Below are 18,496 nucleotides of genomic sequence, written 5' to 3' on the forward strand. Positions count from 1 at the left end.
TAAAAAATCCCGCGCCTCAATAACTGAAGCGCGGGATTTTTTTATTTCCGTAAAACCTTTAAAAAACTAGCTTTGAAGTAGTGATATATCTGCAACACCTAAAAATTGATTTCGCAATTCCGTAAGAATTGCTAAACGGTTGTTTCGTACGGCAGGGTTGTCTGCATTCACCATAACGTCGGCAAAGAAGTTATCAATAGGGCTACGCAAGCTGGCTAAGCGCGTTAGTACTGCGCTGTAATCTCCTGCGGCAGTACTTGCCTGTATTTCGTCTTTCATTGCTGCTAGAGCTTCATACAGAGCTTTTTCAGCGGGCTCTTGAAGTAGGTTTGCATCAACAGAAGTTGGTGTGCCTTCTGCTTTAGCAAGAATGTTACTCACGCGTTTGTTCGACTCAGCAAGTGCGTCTGCTTCGGTTAATTGAATAAAGGCCGTTACTGCTTTTACTCGGCGATCAAAGTCGAGTGCTTTTTGAGGCTTGCGAGCCAATACCGATTGAATGACATCAACAGCAATGCCTTGTTCTTGGTACCAAGCCCGGAAGCGACCCAGTAAAAACTCAAAAATATCATTTTGCGTTTCAGCGGTTACGTCAATCGTTCCTTTATAAGCATTGGCTGCAAGTGTTATTACTTCTTTAAAGTCGAGGTTTAGTTCAAGCTCAACCAGAATACGCAATAAGCCTATGGCGGCACGGCGCAAACCAAAGGGGTCACGATCGCCCCGTGGGGTTTGGCCAATGGCAAATATACCAACTAAAGTGTCGAGTTTGTCGGCAATTGCAACAGCAGCACCTTCTTTGGTTGCCGGTAAGCTGTCACCTGCATAACGTGGGTGGTAATGGGCTTCAATTGCAACCGCAACACCTTCGGCTTCGCCATCATGGCGGGCATAGTGCATGCCCATAACGCCTTGTACTTCAGGAAATTCCATTACCATGTTGGTAACAAGGTCGGCTTTAGCGAGCAAACCCGCACGGCTAGCAATTGCTTGATCAGCTTGAATTAAACCGGCAACTTCGCCAGCAACCTGTGAAATACGGCGTGCTTTGTCGCCAATACTTCCTAGCTGTTTTTGGAAAAGAACGTCGTCTAGCTTTTCAATGCGCGACTCAAGGGTTACTTTTTTGTCGTTGCTAAAGAAGAACTCAGCGTCGGCAAGGCGAGGGCGGATTACTTTTTCGTTGCCAGTGACCACCAGGGCCGGGTTACGGCTTTCAATATTAGTAATAAATACAAATTTAGCTAACAGTTCACCGGCTTTATCTACTAGGGGAAAGTAACGCTGGTCGTCTTTCATGGTGTAAATTAGCGCTTCTTTAGGAACATCGAGAAATGCCGGATCGAATTCAGCTAGCAAAGCAACCGGCCATTCAACCAGTGAAGCGACTTCGTCGAGTAACTCGTCGTCCCAAACAGGTAGGGCGCCAATGCTACTAGCAAGGGTTTCTGCACCTTCTTTCACTAATTCACGGCGTTTCGCAAAGTCAGCGACAACATAAGCATGTTTAAGGGCGGCTTCATAGTCATTTGCAGACGCTAAAACAATATCGCCTTCGCTATGAAAGCGGTGGCCTAATAATTTGTTGTTGCTGTTAATGCCGAATAACGACATATCGACTACGTCGCTATTTAGCATCACCGTAAGGCGTTTAAGGGGGCGAATAAAGGCAAACTCACCGTTACCCCAACGCATGGTTTTTGGTACCGGCAGTTGCTTTGCCGCACGGCTAACAACTTCAGGAAGTAATTCGCTTAAGGCCTTGCCAGGCACAGTGGCTTTATGTAGTAACCACTCACCTTTGTCGGTAACTAAGCGCTCTGCGTCGGCTACGTCTATGCCGGCACCGCGGGCCCAGCCTTGTGCTGCACGGGTTGGGTTGCCGTCGGCATCAAAGGCGGCGGAAACGGCAGGGCCACGTTTTTCCACAAGCTCGTCGTTTTGCACTAATTGCGTATTGGCAATCAATACAGCCAAACGGCGTGGTGTCGCAAAGCTTTGTACATTGCCAAAGCTAATCGCTAAGCTTTCTAATTGTTCAACAACGCTCTGGGTGAAGCTTGTGCTCAGCGCCTTTAATGACTTTGGTGGTAATTCTTCCGTACCCAGTTCAATGAGTAAATTAGCGAATTGGCTCATGGGTTTTTCTTCTCCTGGGCATTAGTGTTCTTCTGTTTGTTTTTAGCTTCTTTCTTGTTGCGTTCTTCTGCGCGCTTTAACACCGCCTTCATGGCAATAGACTCGGGATCGGCCAATGGGAAACCAAGGGCTTCACGGGCAGCGTAATACCCTTCGGCACAGCCTTTGGCTAAATTGCGCACGCGTAAAATATAGCGTTGGCGCTCGGTGACAGAAATGGCTTGGCGGGCGTCTAATAAGTTAAACGCATGAGATGCACGCATAACCTGCTCATAGGCAGGTAAGGGTAGGTTATTCGCTAATAAGTGCTCGCATTCGCGCTCAGCAGCGTCGAACCGTTCAAACAGCACCGGCACTTCCGCATGTTGGAAGTTATAGGTCGACTGTTCTACTTCATTTTGGTGAAACACGTCGCCATATTTAATAACGCCACGGGGGCCGTCGGTCCATACCAAGTCATAAATGCTGTCAACGCCTTGAATATAAAGAGCTAATCGTTCTAGGCCATAGGTAATTTCACCGGCCACTGGTGAGCATTCAAGGCCGCCCACTTGCTGGAAGTAGGTAAATTGAGTAACTTCCATGCCATTTAACCAAACTTCCCAACCTAAACCCCAAGCACCAAGGGTTGGCGATTCCCAGTTGTCTTCAACAAAGCGAATGTCGTGAACAAGCGGGTCGAAGCCAAGCATTTTTAATGACTCTAAAAATAGCTCTTGGATATTTTCCGGGGAAGGTTTCATGATCACTTGAAACTGATAGTATTGTTGCAAGCGATTGGGGTTTTCACCATAGCGGCCATCGGTAGGGCGACGGCAGGGTTGCACGTAGGCATAACTTGCAGGCTCGGGGCCAATCGAGCGCAGGAATGTCATTGGGTGAAAGGTGCCTGCGCCTACTTCCATATCTAATGGCTGCACAATGGCGCACCCTTGGCGGGCCCAAAAGTCTTGCAGCGCCATAATAAGGCCCTGAAATGTTTTCACGTCAAATTTATCCATAAAAGTCTCAATTCGCCTGTGGTTATTTATTGCTAAATGTAATTAAGTTGATTATACCCTGAGCAGCGCTTAATTTTACAGTTACACGCAAAGGAAATGCGCAGTACATGAGGTTTCTATGGCGTATTCAGAATTAAATACACAGCTAGCACGTTGCCCGTGGTGTGGCGAAGCCGAAGATTATGTGGCTTATCACGACCAAATTTGGGGCGTGCCGGAATATAACAGCAAACAACTGTTCGCTAAGTTAGTGTTAGACGGCCAACAAGCAGGCTTAAGTTGGATAACTATTCTACGCAAACAAGAAAATTATCATGCTGCATTTTTTAATTTAAACCCAGAACGCCTTGCTGCGGTGCAGGGGGCTGAGCGGGAGCAGCATATAGCTACACAATTAACCAATGCCGGCATTATCCGCAATAAACTAAAAGTGGCATCAGTTTTTAAAAATGCCGACGCGTATTTTCAGTTAAAGAAAAAGGGTATAGATTTCAGCGAATTACTTTGGTCTTATGTGGGCGGCTCACCAATCCAAAATAATTGGCAAAGCATGGCGGAGGTTCCCACTGAAACAGAAGAGTCGAGAGCACTTTCGAAGTATTTGAAAAAAGTCGGCTTCAATTTTGTTGGCCCAACTATTGTTTATGCCTTTATGCAGGCCGTTGGCATGGTGAACGATCACCTAGTGCATTGTTACCGCCACAAGCAACTTAAATAGCGCGCTATTGGGTGAATAATCACTTTCAAGGCTATGGCTTAGAACATGTTTATAAGGCGGTAGTGAGCAATACATAGGTTTATTTAATCAGTTTACAAACAAGCAGAGGATGTTTTTCTCCATGGTACGAATAGAAGCAGTTGATTACAGTAATGAAACACATGCAAAGGCACTTTTAGAAATGTTAGACCACTATGCCCAAGACGAAATGGGTGGTGGAGAAGCTTTACCAGCAACAACAAAAAAGGTGCTAATAGCTGAAATGAATAAGCGGCCAGGCGTGTTTAGTTTTATCGCATGGAACGATAACCATGAAGCGGTGGGCCTAGTAAACTGTGTAGAAGGGTTTTCTACCTTTGCTGCCAAACCCGTATGTAACATTCATGACATTGCTATTCGGGCTGGGTTGCGTGGGCAAGGTTTAGCGCAAAAGTTAATGCAAGCGGTAGTAGCAGAGGCCACTAAGCGTGGCTGCTGTAAGCTTACTTTAGAAGTGCTAGGCGGTAACGAGCCGGCACGGTTGGCTTACCGCAAGTTTGGCTTTGCCCCTTACCAGCTTGATCCGAGTATGGGACAAGCAGAATTTTGGGAATACAAACTATAACCAAGTTAACCTTTTTGAATTAAATATCGGAATGGCGTGCTGTTGGTGTCGGAAGCAACTAAAGGGTGATCCATAAAGCGACAATAAGCAGGTATGTCGCGGGTGGTGGCAGGGTCGTCGGCAATTACCAGTAAGGTGTCGCCGCTATTCATTTTGCGAATACGGCCACGAATTAGCATAACCGGTTCAGGGCAGCGTAATCCTAGGGTATCAAGCTGTACGGTGGGGTTGGAAAAAGAGTCCATAAGGCACTACTCGTTAAAATAAAAAAAGGCGAGGGCGTATTATAACACGCACATCGCCTTTTTTGTTTCAGCGTTAGGGCTTAGTTAAATACGCTCGTAGACCGTTGCAATACCTTGGCCAAAACCAATGCACATGGTGGCTAAACCTAAGGTCGCGTCTTTTTGCTCCATAAGGTTGATTAAAGTGGTGCTAATACGTGCACCAGAGCAACCAAGAGGATGCCCAAGCGCAATTGCACCACCGTGCAAGTTCACTTTAGTGTCCATTTGGTCTTCAATTTTCAACCCACGTAGCACCGCTAAGGCTTGTGCAGCAAAGGCTTCATTGAGCTCAAACAAGTCAATGTCGCCAATACTTACGCCAGCACGCTGCAAGGCTTTTTGTGTGGCAGGCACTGGACCATAACCCATAATAGACGGGTCGCACCCAGCAATAGCCATTCCACGAATACGTACCCGTGGTTTTAAGCCAAGCTCTTTAGCTTTGTCGGCCGACATAATTAATGTTGCTGCCGCGCCGTCGGAAATGGCCGACGAAGTACCTGCAGTAACGGTACCGTTAGCAGGATCAAATACTGGCCGTAAGGTGCTAAGGGTAGCAATAGTGGTGTCTGGACGAATGACTTCGTCGTGGCGGAATTTTTTCAACACGCCTTTTTCATCATGACCTAGAATAGGCAGAATTTCGGCATCGAATTCGCCCCGCAAGGTGGCTTGGTGAGAAAGCTGGTGCGAGCGGGCACCAAAGGCGTCTTGCTCTTCACGGGTTATACCGAATTTCTTACCTAATAACTCCGCTGTTAAACCCATAGACCCAGCCGCTTTTGCAACCGTCATATTCAACCCTGGGTGAAAGTCTACACCGTGCATCATTGGCACATGGCCCATGTGCTCAACGCCACCGGCAATGAATATTTCGCCATTGCCAGTTTGAATAGCGCGGGTTGCGTCATGAATGGCTTGCATTGACGAGCCACACAGGCGGTTAACAGTTACGCCGCCCACATGGTGAGGAATACCTGCTAACAACGCAGCGTTACGGGCAATGTTAAAGCCTTGCTCTAAGGTTTGCTGTACGCAGCCCCAATATACGTCTTCAAGCTCATCGGTGTTTACTTCTGGGTTGCGTGCAAGTAAAGCTTTCATTAATGCAGCAGATAAGTCTTCAGCACGAACGTTGCGAAATGCTCCGCCTCTCGAGCGCCCCATAGGGGTACGAATTGCATCTACAATAACGACATCTTTCATAATACTCTCCGTTCGCAGTTAGCTTTTAAAGTAAGTTTCGCCAGCTTCGGCTTTCGCGCGTAGGCTGTCGGTTACTTGGTAAAGTTCGCCAAGGTGGGCGTACTTGTCGGCTAACTCAACAAATTTTTTCAGGCCAACCGTTTCTAGGTAGCGAATTACGCCGCCACGGAAAGGAGGGAAGCCTAAACCGTATATTAGTGCGATATCTGCTTCTTCAGCAGAGTCGACAATGCCTTCTTCCAAACAACGAACCATTTCGTTCACCATTGGAATCATGCAGCGTAAGATAATTTCTTCTTTGTCTGCTTCGCTGGTTTTTTCGCCAATTACAGTATAAACGTCGTCGTTCACTACTTTGGTTGGTTTGCCACGCTTATCGACACCATATTCATAGAAGCCTTTGCCATTTTTCTGGCCGAAGCGTTCAGCTGCAGCTAGCTTTGCAATGGCACCTTCCTCATCGCGAGGCATACGCTCAGGGAAGCCGGCAGCCATCACACCACTAGCATGGTCAGCCGTGTCTAAGCCAACCACGTCGCATAAATAGGCAGGACCCATAGGCCAACCAAAGTCTTTTTCCATTACTTTATCAATAGCTGTAAAGTTCACGCCGTCGTCAAGCAGCATGCTAAAACCAGCAAAGTAAGGGAACAATACGCGGTTTACTAAAAAGCCGGGGCAGTCGTTCACAATAATAGGGGTTTTGCCCATTTGCACGGCGTACGCCGTTACCGTAGCGACGGTTTCATCAGAGGTTTTTTTACCACGAATTATTTCTACTAATGGCATTTTGTGCACTGGGTTAAAAAAGTGCATGCCGCAGAAGCGATCGCGATGTTCAAGGCTTTCAGCAAGGCGGTCAATAGATATAGTGGAAGTGTTCGAGGTAATGATAGTGTCGTCGGCGACCACTTTTTCTATTTGAGAAAGTACCGAAGCTTTCACTTTAGGGCTTTCCACTACGGCTTCAACCACAATATCAACATTTTCAAGTTCAATATTATGGGTTGTGGTGGTTATTTTATTTAGTGTGCTAGCAACTTTATTGGCGTCGAAGCGACCCCGCTCTAATCCTTTCCCTAAAATGTTGGCGGCTTCAGTTAAGCCAAGCTCTAAGGCGTCTTGCTTAATGTCTTTCATCACTACAGGTACGCCAGTTACAGCCGACTGGTAAGCTATGCCACCACCCATAATGCCTGCGCCAATTACCCCCGCACGCTTAATTTGCTTTGTTGCTTGTTTAGCAAGTTTTCTGCTTTTACTTTTAACCAATTGGTCGGCAAGGAAAATACCTACTTGCGCACGGCATGCATCGGTTTGGGCCAGCTTTACAAACAATTCATTTTCAATCAGTAGGGCGCCATCGCGGGGTTCACCAGCACCGCGTTCAACCACTTCAACAGCAGCATGAGGGGCTGGGTAGTGTTTACCTGCTTTGGCCCACACCATACCTTTAGCGGTACTAAAGGTCATTAAGCGCTCAGTAGCGTTAGCCTGTAAGGGCTCAAGTTTAGGTTGGCGCGCCGCTTGCCAGTCGAACTCACCAGCAATAGCACCGCGTAACATAGTTAGTGCACCTTCACGCAGGTGCTCGCTGCTCACTACAGCGTCTACCAGGCCTAGCGCTAGTGCTTGCTCGGGCTTATGGTTCTTGCCAGTGGTCATGGCTTCTAGGGCGTTGTCTGGGCCAATAAGGCGAGGTAAGCGCACTGTGCCACCGAAGCCAGGAATAAGGCCTAATTTAACTTCAGGCAAGCCAATAACGGCTGTTTCATCGGCAATACGGAAGTCACAGGCTAAAATAGCCTCACAACCGCCACCTAAAGCAAAGCCGTTCACAGCTGCAATAGTAGGAACGGGCAGGTCTTCAAGCTTATCGAATACCCGAGAAGCTGTATGAACCCACTTCTTGGTGTGTTCAATATCAGCAAACAGAGTTAAAAACTCGGTAATGTCTGCACCAACAATGAATGTAGGCTTGGCGCTAGTAACTAGCACACCTTTCACGTCGGTGTTAACGTGAAGGGCGTCGAGGGCGCTGCTGAATTCATTCAGGGTTTTCTCATCAAACTTGTTGACAGAACCCTGGCCGTCAAACTTTAGTTCGGCAATGCCAGGTTCTACGATATCAACACTTAGGTTGTCACCTTGATAGATCATCTTCGGTCTCCTGAATTGTTAGCAGAAAATCTGCCGACAAATACTTAATACTCTTGAGTTGTAGCCACACTATGATACAAAAGAATGGTCAACACTTAGCTGTCATCATCCCATAATGCGAAATAAAATTAAACAGGTGTTTAAAATTCAAACTCGGCTGTTGCTGTTTGTGCTGTTACTGTGCGGGAATATATCCGCGGTTGCTGCAGCGTTATACTCTGCGCAAGCTTCTGAAAACACAACGCCTTCAGCACTGACTGTTGCTGAGCAACGTGAACTTTTTTTGCTAACTGAAGAGCAAATCAATGCTCGCCGATTTAGCCTAGCACGGCAGAATATGAGCCAGTTACAGGACTATGCTCTATATCCTTACTTAGAAGCGGCTTTTCTGCAACAGAATCTTAGTTTAGCGAACGAAGCACTAATCGGCGACTTTCTTGTGGAGTATGCAGATACCCCAGTTGCCGAAAAGTTGCGTACCGCATGGCTCGAGTTTTTAGCTGAGCAGAACAAAGCAGAAGTGTTTCTAAATTATTATCAGGGCAGTGGCAACGCTCAATTGCAATGCCGTTATTTAGACTATTTATGGCAACACACGGATAACCTATCAGCATTATGGCCGCAGGTAAGTAATCAGTGGATAAGTGAACGTAGCCAGCCAGCTGCATGCGACAGGGTATTCAATGCTTGGGTAGAAGCAGGAATGCGTACCGAAGAAGCTGTATGGCAACGTTTAATGTTAGCGGTAAAGGCAAAACAATATAGTTTAGCTGGCTATTTAACACGACTATTACCAGAAGAGCACCGTTACCTTGCAGTGTTAAGTCGACGTGTACAAGCTAACCCAGCAGCCATTTTGCGTTTTAACGACTTCACCAATACACACCCTCGCGAGCAAGAAATAGTAACTTCGGCCTTGCACCGGTTAATTTGGCGCGATGTAAGTAACGCTAAGCGTGCTTGGGCGCATTTTCAAAATGTATATAGTTTCAGTAGCAGCGAAACACACGACATGCATGAACGCATAGGTATTACTTTGTCGGTACGGGGCGAAGCGGGGGCCTTGGCCTGGCTAGAAAAAGTGCCTGTACAGCAGCTTTCTGCGACAGGGCAGCAATGGCTTTTGGCTTCATTGTTACGGCAACAACGGTATGACCGTATAGCTATGTTAATTAATGCCCTAGCTAAAGAAGAGCAAGAAAAAGATCAGTGGCAATACTGGCGTGGACGAGCATTAATTGAGCTTGGCTTTGTTGCAGACGGCGAACAAGAGCTACAGGAGGTAGCACAAAGCCGCAGTTATTATGGGTTTTTAGCCAGTGCACGATTAGGCTTGGCGCCTTCTTTACGCCAAGAAGAAGTACACTATGAAACCGCCGCCCTAGAACAACTTCGGCATAAACCTTCCATGCAGCGTGCAATGGAGCTGTACGCCCTAGACCGCACACTTGCAGCAAGGCGCGAATGGAACGTTATTGGTTATCGGGGTAGCTACGAAGAGCAAGTATTAAGTGCTATTTTTGCCCATGAAAATGGCCGCTATGAAGAAGCCATATTTGGCTTGGCACGCACGGGTTTGTTTAATGACGTAGAGCGCCGTTTTCCTTTAGCGTTTAAAGAGCTATTAAGTACTCATGCAGAAAATCAAGGTTTAGATCCCGCTTGGGTGTTCGCTATTGTACGCCGAGAAAGCGCCTTTCGTACCGATGCAATATCGCCAGCTGGCGCTCGTGGCTTAATGCAAGTAATGCCAGAAACAGCGAATTACCTAGTACGCCGAACACCGGGGCCTAACCAAGGTAGAATTTCTAAAAGCCGCCTGCTAAACCCAGAAGAAAATGTGCAGCTGGGTACACGTTATATGAGCGAGCTACTTCAGCGCACAGGTAATAACTGGATTATAGCAACGGCAGCTTATAATGCTGGGTTGAATAGGGTGGTTGAATGGTTACCAGAACAGCCGACCGACTTTGATATATGGGTAGAAACCATGCCCTATCAAGAAACGCGAGACTATGTAAAAAACGTGCTGGCCTACCAGCAAATATATACTATTTTAATGGGCAAGAAAGATCATGTGCTTGCCCCTTTAATAAGTTTACAAATGTATGCGGAACACCGCGGTTAATAATAGGGAAAGCTATGGAACTTCACACCTTGTTTCCTGCCCATATAGCGGAAATGAAGTTACGTGCTAATAATCTGTGTGAGCGAGAAGGCTATGACTTAATTGCTATTCATGCTGGCCAGGTAAAGCGGCAGTTTCTAGATGATATGGAATACCCATTTAAAGCCAACCCGCATTTTAAAGCTTGGTGCCCGTTAGGTAATGCTCCTCATAGTTGGGTGTTGGTTTCTGCCCAGCAAGAAAAACCTACTCTGGTTATTTTAAGTGCTGAAGACTTTTGGCAAGAACAACCGAACCTTGATAGGGAAGCTTGGTTGAATATGTTCCATGTGGAACTTATTGCCCGCCCTGATCAAATTGACCGTTTGTTACCCTATGATAAAAGCCGCGTAGTGTATTTAGGTGAACATATAGAAGTAGCGCAAGCATTAGGCTTTACCCACGTAAACCCAGAACCAGTGTTAAGTTACTTAAACTTTTATCGTGGTTTAAAAACAGAATATGAACAACAATGTTTGCGCCGAGCGAATGAAATTGCCATTCGTGGACATTTAGCCGCGGCAGATGCTTGGCATGCAGGGGCTTCGGAGTTCGACTGCTTGTTGGCCTACATGAAGGCCAGCAAACAAGGTGAAAACGAAGTGCATTATCCGCATATTATTGCTCAAAACGAACACGCGGCTATGGTGCATTATGCGGGAAGGTCAACGCAGGCGTTACCCTTTAATCAGCAGCGATCATTTATGCTAGACGCAGGCGCCAACTGGGCGGGTTATGCTGCAGATATTAGCCGTACCTATGCTGGCGTAGCAGCAAGCGATGAGTTTGCTGAACTTATTATGGCGGTAGACCAAATTGCTCAGGCGTTAGCTATGGAAGCAAGGCCGGGTATGGCTTTTGCCGAGCTGCATAGCCGTGGACATTTACAAATAGCGCAGCTGCTTTTCGCGTTTGGCTTTTGCACTATGGACCCAGTAGACATGGTTGCGAAACAAATTAGCCATGTGTTTATGCCCCATGGCATAGGCCACTTTATAGGCTTGCAGGTGCATGACGTGGGGGCAAATTTGCTAGACGAACGCGGTTTGCTAGCACCTACGCCGAAGCACTACCCAAAATTAAAAACCACCCGCGAATTGCAGCCCCGTATGGCCATAACAATAGAGCCTGGTATTTACTTTATCGATACGTTGTTGAATCAATTACAAGACAGCGACTACTCAAAAAACATAAACTGGCAGCGCATAGCCGAGTTCGCCCCGTATGGGGGTATTCGTATCGAAGACAATATATTAATTCACCGAGAAGGTAACGAGAACATTACTCGAGAACTAGGGCTTCATTAATGCAAATTCGCACCATATTACGAATACTTGGGTTGTTAGTAGCACTGTTCAGTGTAACCCTTTTACCACCCGCATTATTTGCTTACTTTTATAAAGACGGTGGTGGCTGGGCCTTCGTTGCTGCATTTATTCTAAGCTTAGTGGCAGGGTTACTATTATGGTGGCCAAATAGAAAGGCCCAACAAGAACTTAAAACCCGAGAAGGCTTCGTTATTGTGGTTATGTTCTGGGTGGTGCTTGGTACCGTTGGGGCGGTGCCATTTTTAATGCCCGACGACTACACACTCAGTATTACCAACGCCATGTTTGAATCGTTTTCAGCTTTAACCACTACGGGCGCCACGGTATTAACGGGCATCGAAGAGCTACCACATTCATATCGCTTTTACCGCCAACAGCTACAATGGATGGGGGGAATGGGTATCATTGTGTTGGCGGTAGCGATATTACCTTTACTAGGCATAGGCGGCATGCAGTTGTATCGGGCAGAAATACCCGGGCCAATGAAAGACAGCAAGCTAACCCCGCGCATTGCCGACACCGCCAAGCATTTGTGGTTTATTTACTTAGGCATGACCATTGCCTGCGCCGCCGCATATTGGTTGGCAGGTATGAATGCGTTCGATGCTATCGGCCATTCATTCTCCACCGTGGCCATAGGTGGCTTCTCTACCTACGATGCCAGCATGGGCCATTACGATAGCTGGGTTATACATCTTATTTGCGTGGTATTTTTGTTAATTGCTGCGGTTAACTTTTCACTTCACTTTGCTGCTTACCGGGGAAAAAGCTTAAAAGCTTATTGGTACGATCCTGAATTTCGGGCGTTACTGGCCATACAGGGCACGATAATGCTTATAACAGTGCTTACTCTGTGGTGGAAGTCTGATGCTGCATTGAGCACTGCCTGGATAGACGGGATATTTCAAGCGGCATCTATTGGCTTAACCGCCGGGTTTACTACCGCCGACTATAGTGTTTGGCCGTTGTTTTTGCCTATTTTACTTATCTTCGCCAGCTTCATTGGTGGCAGTGCAGGCTCAACGGCAGGTGGTTTGAAGGTTATTCGTGTGGCTTTGTTGTACCGCCAAGGCAAGCGTGAAATTAATCGCTTAATCCATCCTAAAGGGGTGTTTTCGGTGCGCTGGGGCAAGCGAGCGCTACCCGACCGAGTGGTGCAGGCGGTATGGGGCTTTTTTGCCGCCTATGCGTTGTTGTTTGTGCTGCTAATGCTTGGCTTTATAGCCACCGGCCTAGACGACTATTCGGCCTTTGGGGCAACAGCAGCCACCTTAAATAACCTAGGCCCGGGCCTAGGTGCAGTGGCAAGCAACTTTCAGGCAGTGAGTGACGGTGGGAAATGGATTGCAATATTAGCTATGCTGTTTGGTCGGTTAGAAATATTTACCTTGCTGGTTTTATTTAGCCCAGCTTTTTGGCGCGACTAAGTTAAAAGTAGAGCGCGCCAGGGGTAAATAGCCGTTCAATGTCTTCCACATATTTTTTATTCACCAAGAATAAAATAATATGGTCGTCGTGCTCAATAATTGCCTTGTTATGGGCAATAAGTACCTCGTTACCGCGCACAATAGCACCTACAGTGGTGCCAGGCGGAAGATCGAGCTGGCGCAATTCACGGCCCACCACCTTCGACGTGGCTTCATCGCCTTTCGCTATTAACTCCACCGCTTCTGCTACACCCTTACGAAGCGAATAGTCATTAACAAAAAAGTCGCGGCGTATATGGCGTAACAAAGCCGACACCGTAGCTTGTTGCGGTGAAATGGCAATGTCTATTTCGCCACCTTGCACAAGGTCGACATAAGCCGAGCGCTGAATAAGCACTAAAGTATTTTTAGCCCCCATGCGTTTAGCTAGCATGGCCGACATAATATTTGCTTCGTCGTCATTGGTTACGGCAATAAACACGTCTATTTCTTCAATACGCTCGTCGTTTAATAGCCGTTGGTCTGCGGCGTCTCCGTGAAGTACCAGGGCGTGCTGCAATTCAGTGCTAAGTTCTATGGCTCGTTGTTCATTATGCTCTACCAGCTTTACTCGGTGTGTTGTTTCAAGCGCACGTGCTAAACCTGCGCCCACCAGGCCACCACCAACAATCATTACGCGGCGGTAAGGCTGTTCTAGGGGTTGTAGCTCTTCCATAACGGCCCGAATGTGCTGGGTTGAAGCCACAAAGAACACTTCGTCACCGGCTTCAATAATGGTGGTGCCTAAAGGCCGTATGGCTTTGCCTTGGCGGAAAATAGCGGCTACCCGCACGTCAACGTTGGGTAAGTGGTCACGTAAGGCAGAAATTGCATGGCCAACTAATTTACCACCGTAATAGGCACGCACACTAACCAAGCTTACTTTACCTTCGGCGAACTCCAACACTTGCAGTGCACCGGGGTAGTCTACAAGGCGCTTGATATAGGCCGTAACTAGCTCTTCAGGAGCAATAACATGATCAACGGGCATGTGGTCTTTATGAAACAGCTGTTCCGCATAACGAATATATTGCGGGGCGCGTATACGAGCAATTTTTTTGAAGGTTTTAAACACGCTATGGGCAACTTGGCAAGCCACCATATTCACTTCGTCGCTACTACTTACGGCAACAAGAAGATCGGCGTCTTCGGCACCGGCCCGGCGTAAAATATCGGGGTGAGCGCCGTTGCCATGCACCACACTTAAGTCGAGCTTGTCTTGCAGTTCGTCTAGCAGCTGTTGGTTTTGATCAACAACAGTAATTTCGTTACGGCCCGACACTAAGCTTTCAGCCAAGGTAGCACCCACTTGTCCGGCGCCAATAATTATAATTTTCATTGTGCCTGCGTTTATCCTTTTAGCTTAAGTGGCTTATTACAAGCTGACTATGAGCTGCCTAGCTTTTGAAGTACAGCATAATAAAAACCGTCTCCGTCTTCACCGGTTGGGTCGCCAGGTAAAATTTGGCGCCCTTGCTCAACTAGCGGATCAGCCCGTTTGGCGTCGCTGGTGTTGGCTAAAAAATTCACTATTTGCTGTTCGTTTTCTTCCGGCAGTATAGAACAAGTGGCGTAAACTAAAATTCCACCTGGCTTCAGTAGCTGCCATTGGGCGGTTAAAATTTGTTGTTGTAGCTCAACCAATGGGCCTATATCACTTTCACGGCGGTGCCAGCGTATGTCTGGCTGGCGCCGCATTATTCCTGTTGCTGAACAAGGTGCGTCGAGCAAAATACGGTCGTAAGCAATGCCTGACCACCAATCACTAGGGTTGGCCGCGTCGCCTTGAATAACATTGGCAGTTAATTGTAATCGAGCAAAGTTCTCTATCATGCGCGGAATACGGCTTTCTTCAAAATCAAGTGCGTCTAATTCAATACCAGCGGTTTGCTCTAATAACAAAGCACTTTTGCCACCAGGAGCAGCACAGGCGTCGAGTACCCGCATGCCAGGTTGCGTTTGCAAATAGTAGCCGGCCCATTGGGCACTAATGTCTTGGACAGAAACGGCGCCCTCGGCAAAATGCGGCAGGGTGCGTACGTCGAGCGACTCTGACAACTTTAACGCTTGCGTTAGCTGTGGGTGAACAGTGGCAGTAATGTTTTGCTCGCTAAGTAGCTGAAGGTATTCAGCCCCAGAGAATTGCTTAGCATTCACCCGCAGCCATAAGGGCGGGCGTTGTTGGCTAGCATTAAAAATAGCGTCACTTTGCTTCGGCCAGGCTTGTTGAATACGCTCGCGCATCCAGCGTGGAAAACAGTCGGCTAAGGGAACTTGTTGGCTAAGTTGGCTTTCTAGGGCGTCACGATGGCGTAAATAATTACGCAAAACCCCATTAATTAAACCCTTTAAAGCTTTTTGGCGCACTTGGCTAGCAGCGTTCACGGTTTCAGAAAGGGCCGCATGCTCCGGGGTGTTTAGCGTGCGTAGTTGCGACAGGCCAACCATAATTAAGTAGTGCACAATGCGCACCTTACTTTTTAATGGTTTGTCGACTAGTTGCTGAATAAGCCATTCATACCGCGGTAATTCCCGCATTACGTCGAAACATACTGCTTGTACCCAAGCCCGATCGGCAGGGGCAAGTTGTTGTTGTAACTCTGGTAGTACGGCCGATAAAGAACGGCCGTGTTGTAAAACATTTTGTAGCACTTGAGCAGCTACAGCGCGGCTTGAAGCGGCTTTAGCGCTCATGCATTGGCTCCAATTAGCTCGCCAACGGCAAACCAGTGGCTGCGGGCATTTAGTATGTCTTGGCAGGGCATGGGCTTTTTGCCCGGGGTTTGTAACGACAATAAACGTAAAACGCCATTGCCACATTGAATGTCGATGCCGTCTTTGTTCGCCGCTAATACAGTGCCTGGTGGTGCTAACGTTTTGCCAGCGTTGGCTAGGGCCTGCGCTTGCCAAACTTTAATGCGTTGGTCGCCACAGTAGAATTCGGTGCCAGGCCAAGGGTTGAAAGCACGAATGCAGCGCTCGATAAAAGTTGCATCGGAATGCCAGTCAATGGCTGCTTCTTCTTTTGAAAGTTTTTTCGCATAGGTGGCGTCGCTGTCGTTTTGCACTTCACCGGTTAGTTCGCCTTTAGCCAACTTTTTTAAGGTGTCTACCAAGGCCGTAGGGCCTATGGCTGCCAGCTTGTGGTAAAGGGTGGTGCTAGTGTCGTCGGCGGCTATAGGTAATTCAACCTTGCTTAGCATAGGGCCGGTATCTAGGCCAGCGTCCATTTGCATAATGGTTACGCCAGTAACAGTGTCGCCGGCCCAAATCGCCCGCTGAATAGGCGCCGCACCACGCCAACGGGGTAATAACGAGCCATGCACGTTAACACAGCCTAGGCGCGGAGTATCGAGCACTACTTGCGGTAGCAGTAAGCCATAAGCCACCACCACCATAATATCGGCGTTGTAGGCCGCTAGTATTGCTACGGCGTCGCTCGCTTTAAAATTAATGGGTTGCTCTACAGGTAAATCATGGTCAAGCGCCAATGACTTTACTGCCGAAGGTTGAAGTTTCTTGCCGCGCCCAGCGGGGCGGTCGGGCTGGGTGTACACCGCCACCACATTGAAGTTTTCGGCTGCAATTAAGGCGGCTAAATGTTGTGCCGCAAAATCTGGTGTTCCCGCAAATACAATGCGCACATTACTTCCTTTCAATTAAGCTTCACGCTCTGCAAAACGAGCTTCTTTTTCCAGCTTCTTGCGTATCCGGTCGCGCTTTAACGGCGACAAATAATCAACAAACAGTTTGCCGTTTAAGTGGTCAATTTCATGCTGAATACAAATAGCCAGTAAACCATCGGCTTCCATTTCAAAGAGCTCACCATTTCTGTCGAGGGCTTTTACTTTTACGGTACCAGCGCGTTCAACCGAGGCGTAAACACCAGGGAAGCTTAAGCAGCCTTCTTCATTTTCAAATAGGCCTTCTTGCTCAATAATTTCAGGGTTAATAAACACCAAAGGCTCTTTTTGTTCAGTGCCGCAGTCGGCAATAAATAACCGTTGGTGAATATCTACTTGAGTAGCCGCAAGGCCAACGCCTTGAGAGTGGTACATGGTTTCAAACATGTTGTCGATCACGGTACGTAAATTGTCATCCACAGTAACCACCGGCACGGCTTGGGTGCGTAGGCGCTGATCGGGATAACGTAAAACGTGCATAATTGCCATATTATTCGGTCCTTTATTCATAGGTATAATTCTATTTTAACGGTTCAAGGCTTAAAAAACACCTTTTCCATTGTTTGTTTCGAGTTACCTGCCTAGGCTTGCTTCGTTTTAAGCGCGCAAGGAGGCGAAAATGGCATGGACCAAACAGATACTTCACGACTGGTTGCGGTTAGCATTAGCACCGGCAAAAATAAGGCGGTTAATTAGTAAACAGTATGCAGAGCAGTTACAAGTAGCACATGAACTACCAGGGCCGCAAAATTGGCGCGAACCCTTTGCCCACATTCCTTTGTTTTGGCGTAAACAGCTACCGGAAATAAATTCAGCATTGCTGGAAAAAAGTTGGTGCTGGTTTCAGCATGAAAGTGATTTCGAACGAGGCTTTTGGGTTTTAGGCCAAGCGGAATATCCTAGCCAATTAAGTTCCGTGGCTAATCCGCCTTGGTTATTATGTTGGGAAGGTAACCCAAGCTTTGCTCATTCCCAACAAGTGGCGGTTATAGGTAGCCGAAAAGCCTCGCCGCAGGCGTTATTGAATACCACGCAGTTTGCTACCGACCTTGCCCTAGCTGGGTTAACCATTACCAGTGGCCTAGCTATGGGGGTTGATAACGCCGCCCACTGGGCGGCACTAAACCAAGCAAAAGCAACCTGTGCGGTGCTCGGGTGTGGTATCGATATGTGTTATCCGCCGCGAGCTTGGGAATTAAAAAAAGAAATTCAGCAGCATGGTCTGGTGGTTAGCGAGTATTTACCCGGCACCGCGGCAAAAACAGAGCATTTTCCTGCGCGAAACCGTATAATAAGTGGGTTAAGTAAGGGCGTGCTGGTAATGGCCGCAGCAAAGCGCAGTGGGTCGTTAATTACCGCTCGGTTAGCTGCAGAACAAGGAAAAGATGTTTTTGCAGTGCCTTACGGGTTGCATGATCCCACTGGAGCTGGTTGTCATTGGCTTATTCAGCAAGGGGCTAAATTAGTTACTGGTGCAACCGATATAATAGAAGAGTGGCCCACGCTAAATTTAGCAACTAATAGCCCTGCAGAAGAAAGTCAGCATGAAATGTTTGCAACGGGGTTGGAAAACTCGGCAATGTTAGTTAACGTAGGCTTCGAAACCACGTCATTTGAACAAATACTGCAACGTAGTCAGTTATCAGTTGCAGAAGTAATGAATGAATTGGTAAGTCTTGAAGTAGATGGATGGATTAAGGCAGTGCCTGGTGGCTATGTCAGAATGAGGGGGTAGTA

15 protein-coding genes are annotated in these 18,496 nt (G+C 47.5%); 6 read left to right on the top strand and 9 right to left on the bottom strand.

Going from position 1 to position 18,496, the window contains the following annotated elements:
* Positions 1-66: 66 nt before the first annotated feature.
* Together glyS and glyQ are read right to left on the bottom strand one after the other, a co-directional pair.
* Positions 67-2,139 (bottom strand): glycine--tRNA ligase subunit beta, encoded by a 2,073-nt coding sequence (gene glyS / locus M1L23_RS07325; protein WP_252626692.1) that lies wholly within the window; start codon positions 2,137-2,139, stop codon positions 67-69.
* Positions 2,136-3,140 carry a glycine--tRNA ligase subunit alpha gene (gene glyQ, locus M1L23_RS07330; protein WP_252626693.1) on the bottom strand — a complete coding sequence of 335 codons (1,005 nt, stop codon included), beginning with the start codon at positions 3,138-3,140 and terminating at the stop codon, positions 2,136-2,138. Before glyQ ends, glyS begins: the two co-directional genes overlap by 4 nt.
* 118 nt (positions 3,141-3,258) lie before the next feature.
* On the opposite strand from glyQ, the gene M1L23_RS07335 reads away from it, so the two are divergent.
* Positions 3,259-3,858: a DNA-3-methyladenine glycosylase I gene (locus M1L23_RS07335; RefSeq protein ID WP_252626694.1), complete on the top strand. Its 600-nt coding sequence runs from the start codon at positions 3,259-3,261 to the stop codon at positions 3,856-3,858.
* Between the two features lie 121 nt (positions 3,859-3,979).
* Positions 3,980-4,462, top strand: coding sequence for a GNAT family N-acetyltransferase (locus tag M1L23_RS07340; protein WP_252626695.1), 483 nt, complete (start codon positions 3,980-3,982; stop codon positions 4,460-4,462).
* Between the two features lie 5 nt (positions 4,463-4,467).
* Here the strand turns inward: M1L23_RS07340 and tusA are convergent, their stop codons facing one another.
* The 3 genes from tusA to fadB all read right to left on the bottom strand — a co-directional run bounded on the left by tusA (position 4,468) and on the right by fadB (position 8,115).
* Entirely contained in the window at positions 4,468-4,707 is a 240-nt protein-coding gene (tusA, locus tag M1L23_RS07345) for a sulfurtransferase TusA (protein ID WP_252626696.1), read from the bottom strand.
* Positions 4,708-4,791: 84 nt separating this feature from the next.
* Positions 4,792-5,955 (bottom strand): acetyl-CoA C-acyltransferase FadA, encoded by a 1,164-nt coding sequence (gene fadA / locus M1L23_RS07350; protein WP_252626697.1) that lies wholly within the window; start codon positions 5,953-5,955, stop codon positions 4,792-4,794.
* A gap of 18 nt (positions 5,956-5,973) precedes the next feature.
* Positions 5,974-8,115: a fatty acid oxidation complex subunit alpha FadB gene (gene fadB, locus M1L23_RS07355; RefSeq protein WP_252626698.1), complete on the bottom strand. Its 2,142-nt coding sequence runs from the start codon at positions 8,113-8,115 to the stop codon at positions 5,974-5,976.
* 115 nt (positions 8,116-8,230) lie between these two features.
* On the opposite strand from fadB, the gene M1L23_RS07360 reads away from it, so the two are divergent.
* Genes M1L23_RS07360 through M1L23_RS07370 form a run of 3 tightly spaced genes read left to right on the top strand, consistent with a single transcriptional unit; the run spans position 8,231 to position 13,037 of the window.
* A complete protein-coding gene (locus tag M1L23_RS07360) occupies positions 8,231-10,243 on the top strand; it encodes a transglycosylase SLT domain-containing protein (protein ID WP_252626699.1) in 2,013 nt (670 codons plus the stop codon).
* A 14-nt stretch (positions 10,244-10,257) separates the two neighbouring features.
* Positions 10,258-11,589 carry a Xaa-Pro dipeptidase gene (gene pepQ, locus M1L23_RS07365; RefSeq protein ID WP_252626700.1) on the top strand — a complete coding sequence of 444 codons (1,332 nt, stop codon included), beginning with the start codon at positions 10,258-10,260 and terminating at the stop codon, positions 11,587-11,589.
* Positions 11,589-13,037, top strand: a complete 1,449-nt coding sequence (locus M1L23_RS07370) for a TrkH family potassium uptake protein (RefSeq protein WP_252626701.1) — start codon at positions 11,589-11,591, stop codon at positions 13,035-13,037. Before pepQ ends, M1L23_RS07370 begins: the two co-directional genes overlap by 1 nt.
* Position 13,038: 1 nt before the next feature.
* Here the strand turns inward: M1L23_RS07370 and trkA are convergent, their stop codons facing one another.
* Genes trkA through def form a run of 4 tightly spaced genes read right to left on the bottom strand, consistent with a single transcriptional unit; the run spans position 13,039 to position 17,248 of the window.
* Complete coding sequence (gene trkA, locus M1L23_RS07375; RefSeq protein ID WP_252626702.1) at positions 13,039-14,415, bottom strand: Trk system potassium transporter TrkA; 1,377 nt, start codon at positions 14,413-14,415, stop codon at positions 13,039-13,041.
* A 47-nt stretch (positions 14,416-14,462) separates the two neighbouring features.
* Positions 14,463-15,770 carry a 16S rRNA (cytosine(967)-C(5))-methyltransferase RsmB gene (gene rsmB / locus M1L23_RS07380; RefSeq protein ID WP_252626703.1) on the bottom strand — a complete coding sequence of 436 codons (1,308 nt, stop codon included), beginning with the start codon at positions 15,768-15,770 and terminating at the stop codon, positions 14,463-14,465.
* Positions 15,767-16,720: a methionyl-tRNA formyltransferase gene (gene fmt / locus M1L23_RS07385; protein ID WP_252626704.1), complete on the bottom strand. Its 954-nt coding sequence runs from the start codon at positions 16,718-16,720 to the stop codon at positions 15,767-15,769. Before fmt ends, rsmB begins: the two co-directional genes overlap by 4 nt.
* 15 nt (positions 16,721-16,735) lie before the next feature.
* Positions 16,736-17,248: a peptide deformylase gene (gene def / locus M1L23_RS07390; RefSeq protein WP_252626705.1), complete on the bottom strand. Its 513-nt coding sequence runs from the start codon at positions 17,246-17,248 to the stop codon at positions 16,736-16,738.
* 130 nt (positions 17,249-17,378) lie between these two features.
* Between def and dprA the strand changes: the two genes are divergently transcribed.
* The gene (gene dprA / locus M1L23_RS07395; protein WP_252626706.1) at positions 17,379-18,494 is read left to right on the top strand and encodes a DNA-processing protein DprA; all 1,116 of its coding nucleotides are present in this window, start codon (positions 17,379-17,381) and stop codon (positions 18,492-18,494) included.
* Positions 18,495-18,496 lie beyond the last annotated feature (2 nt).

Source organism: Aliidiomarina quisquiliarum (genome assembly GCF_023922585.1).
Lineage (GTDB): Bacteria > Pseudomonadota > Gammaproteobacteria > Enterobacterales > Alteromonadaceae > Aliidiomarina > Aliidiomarina quisquiliarum.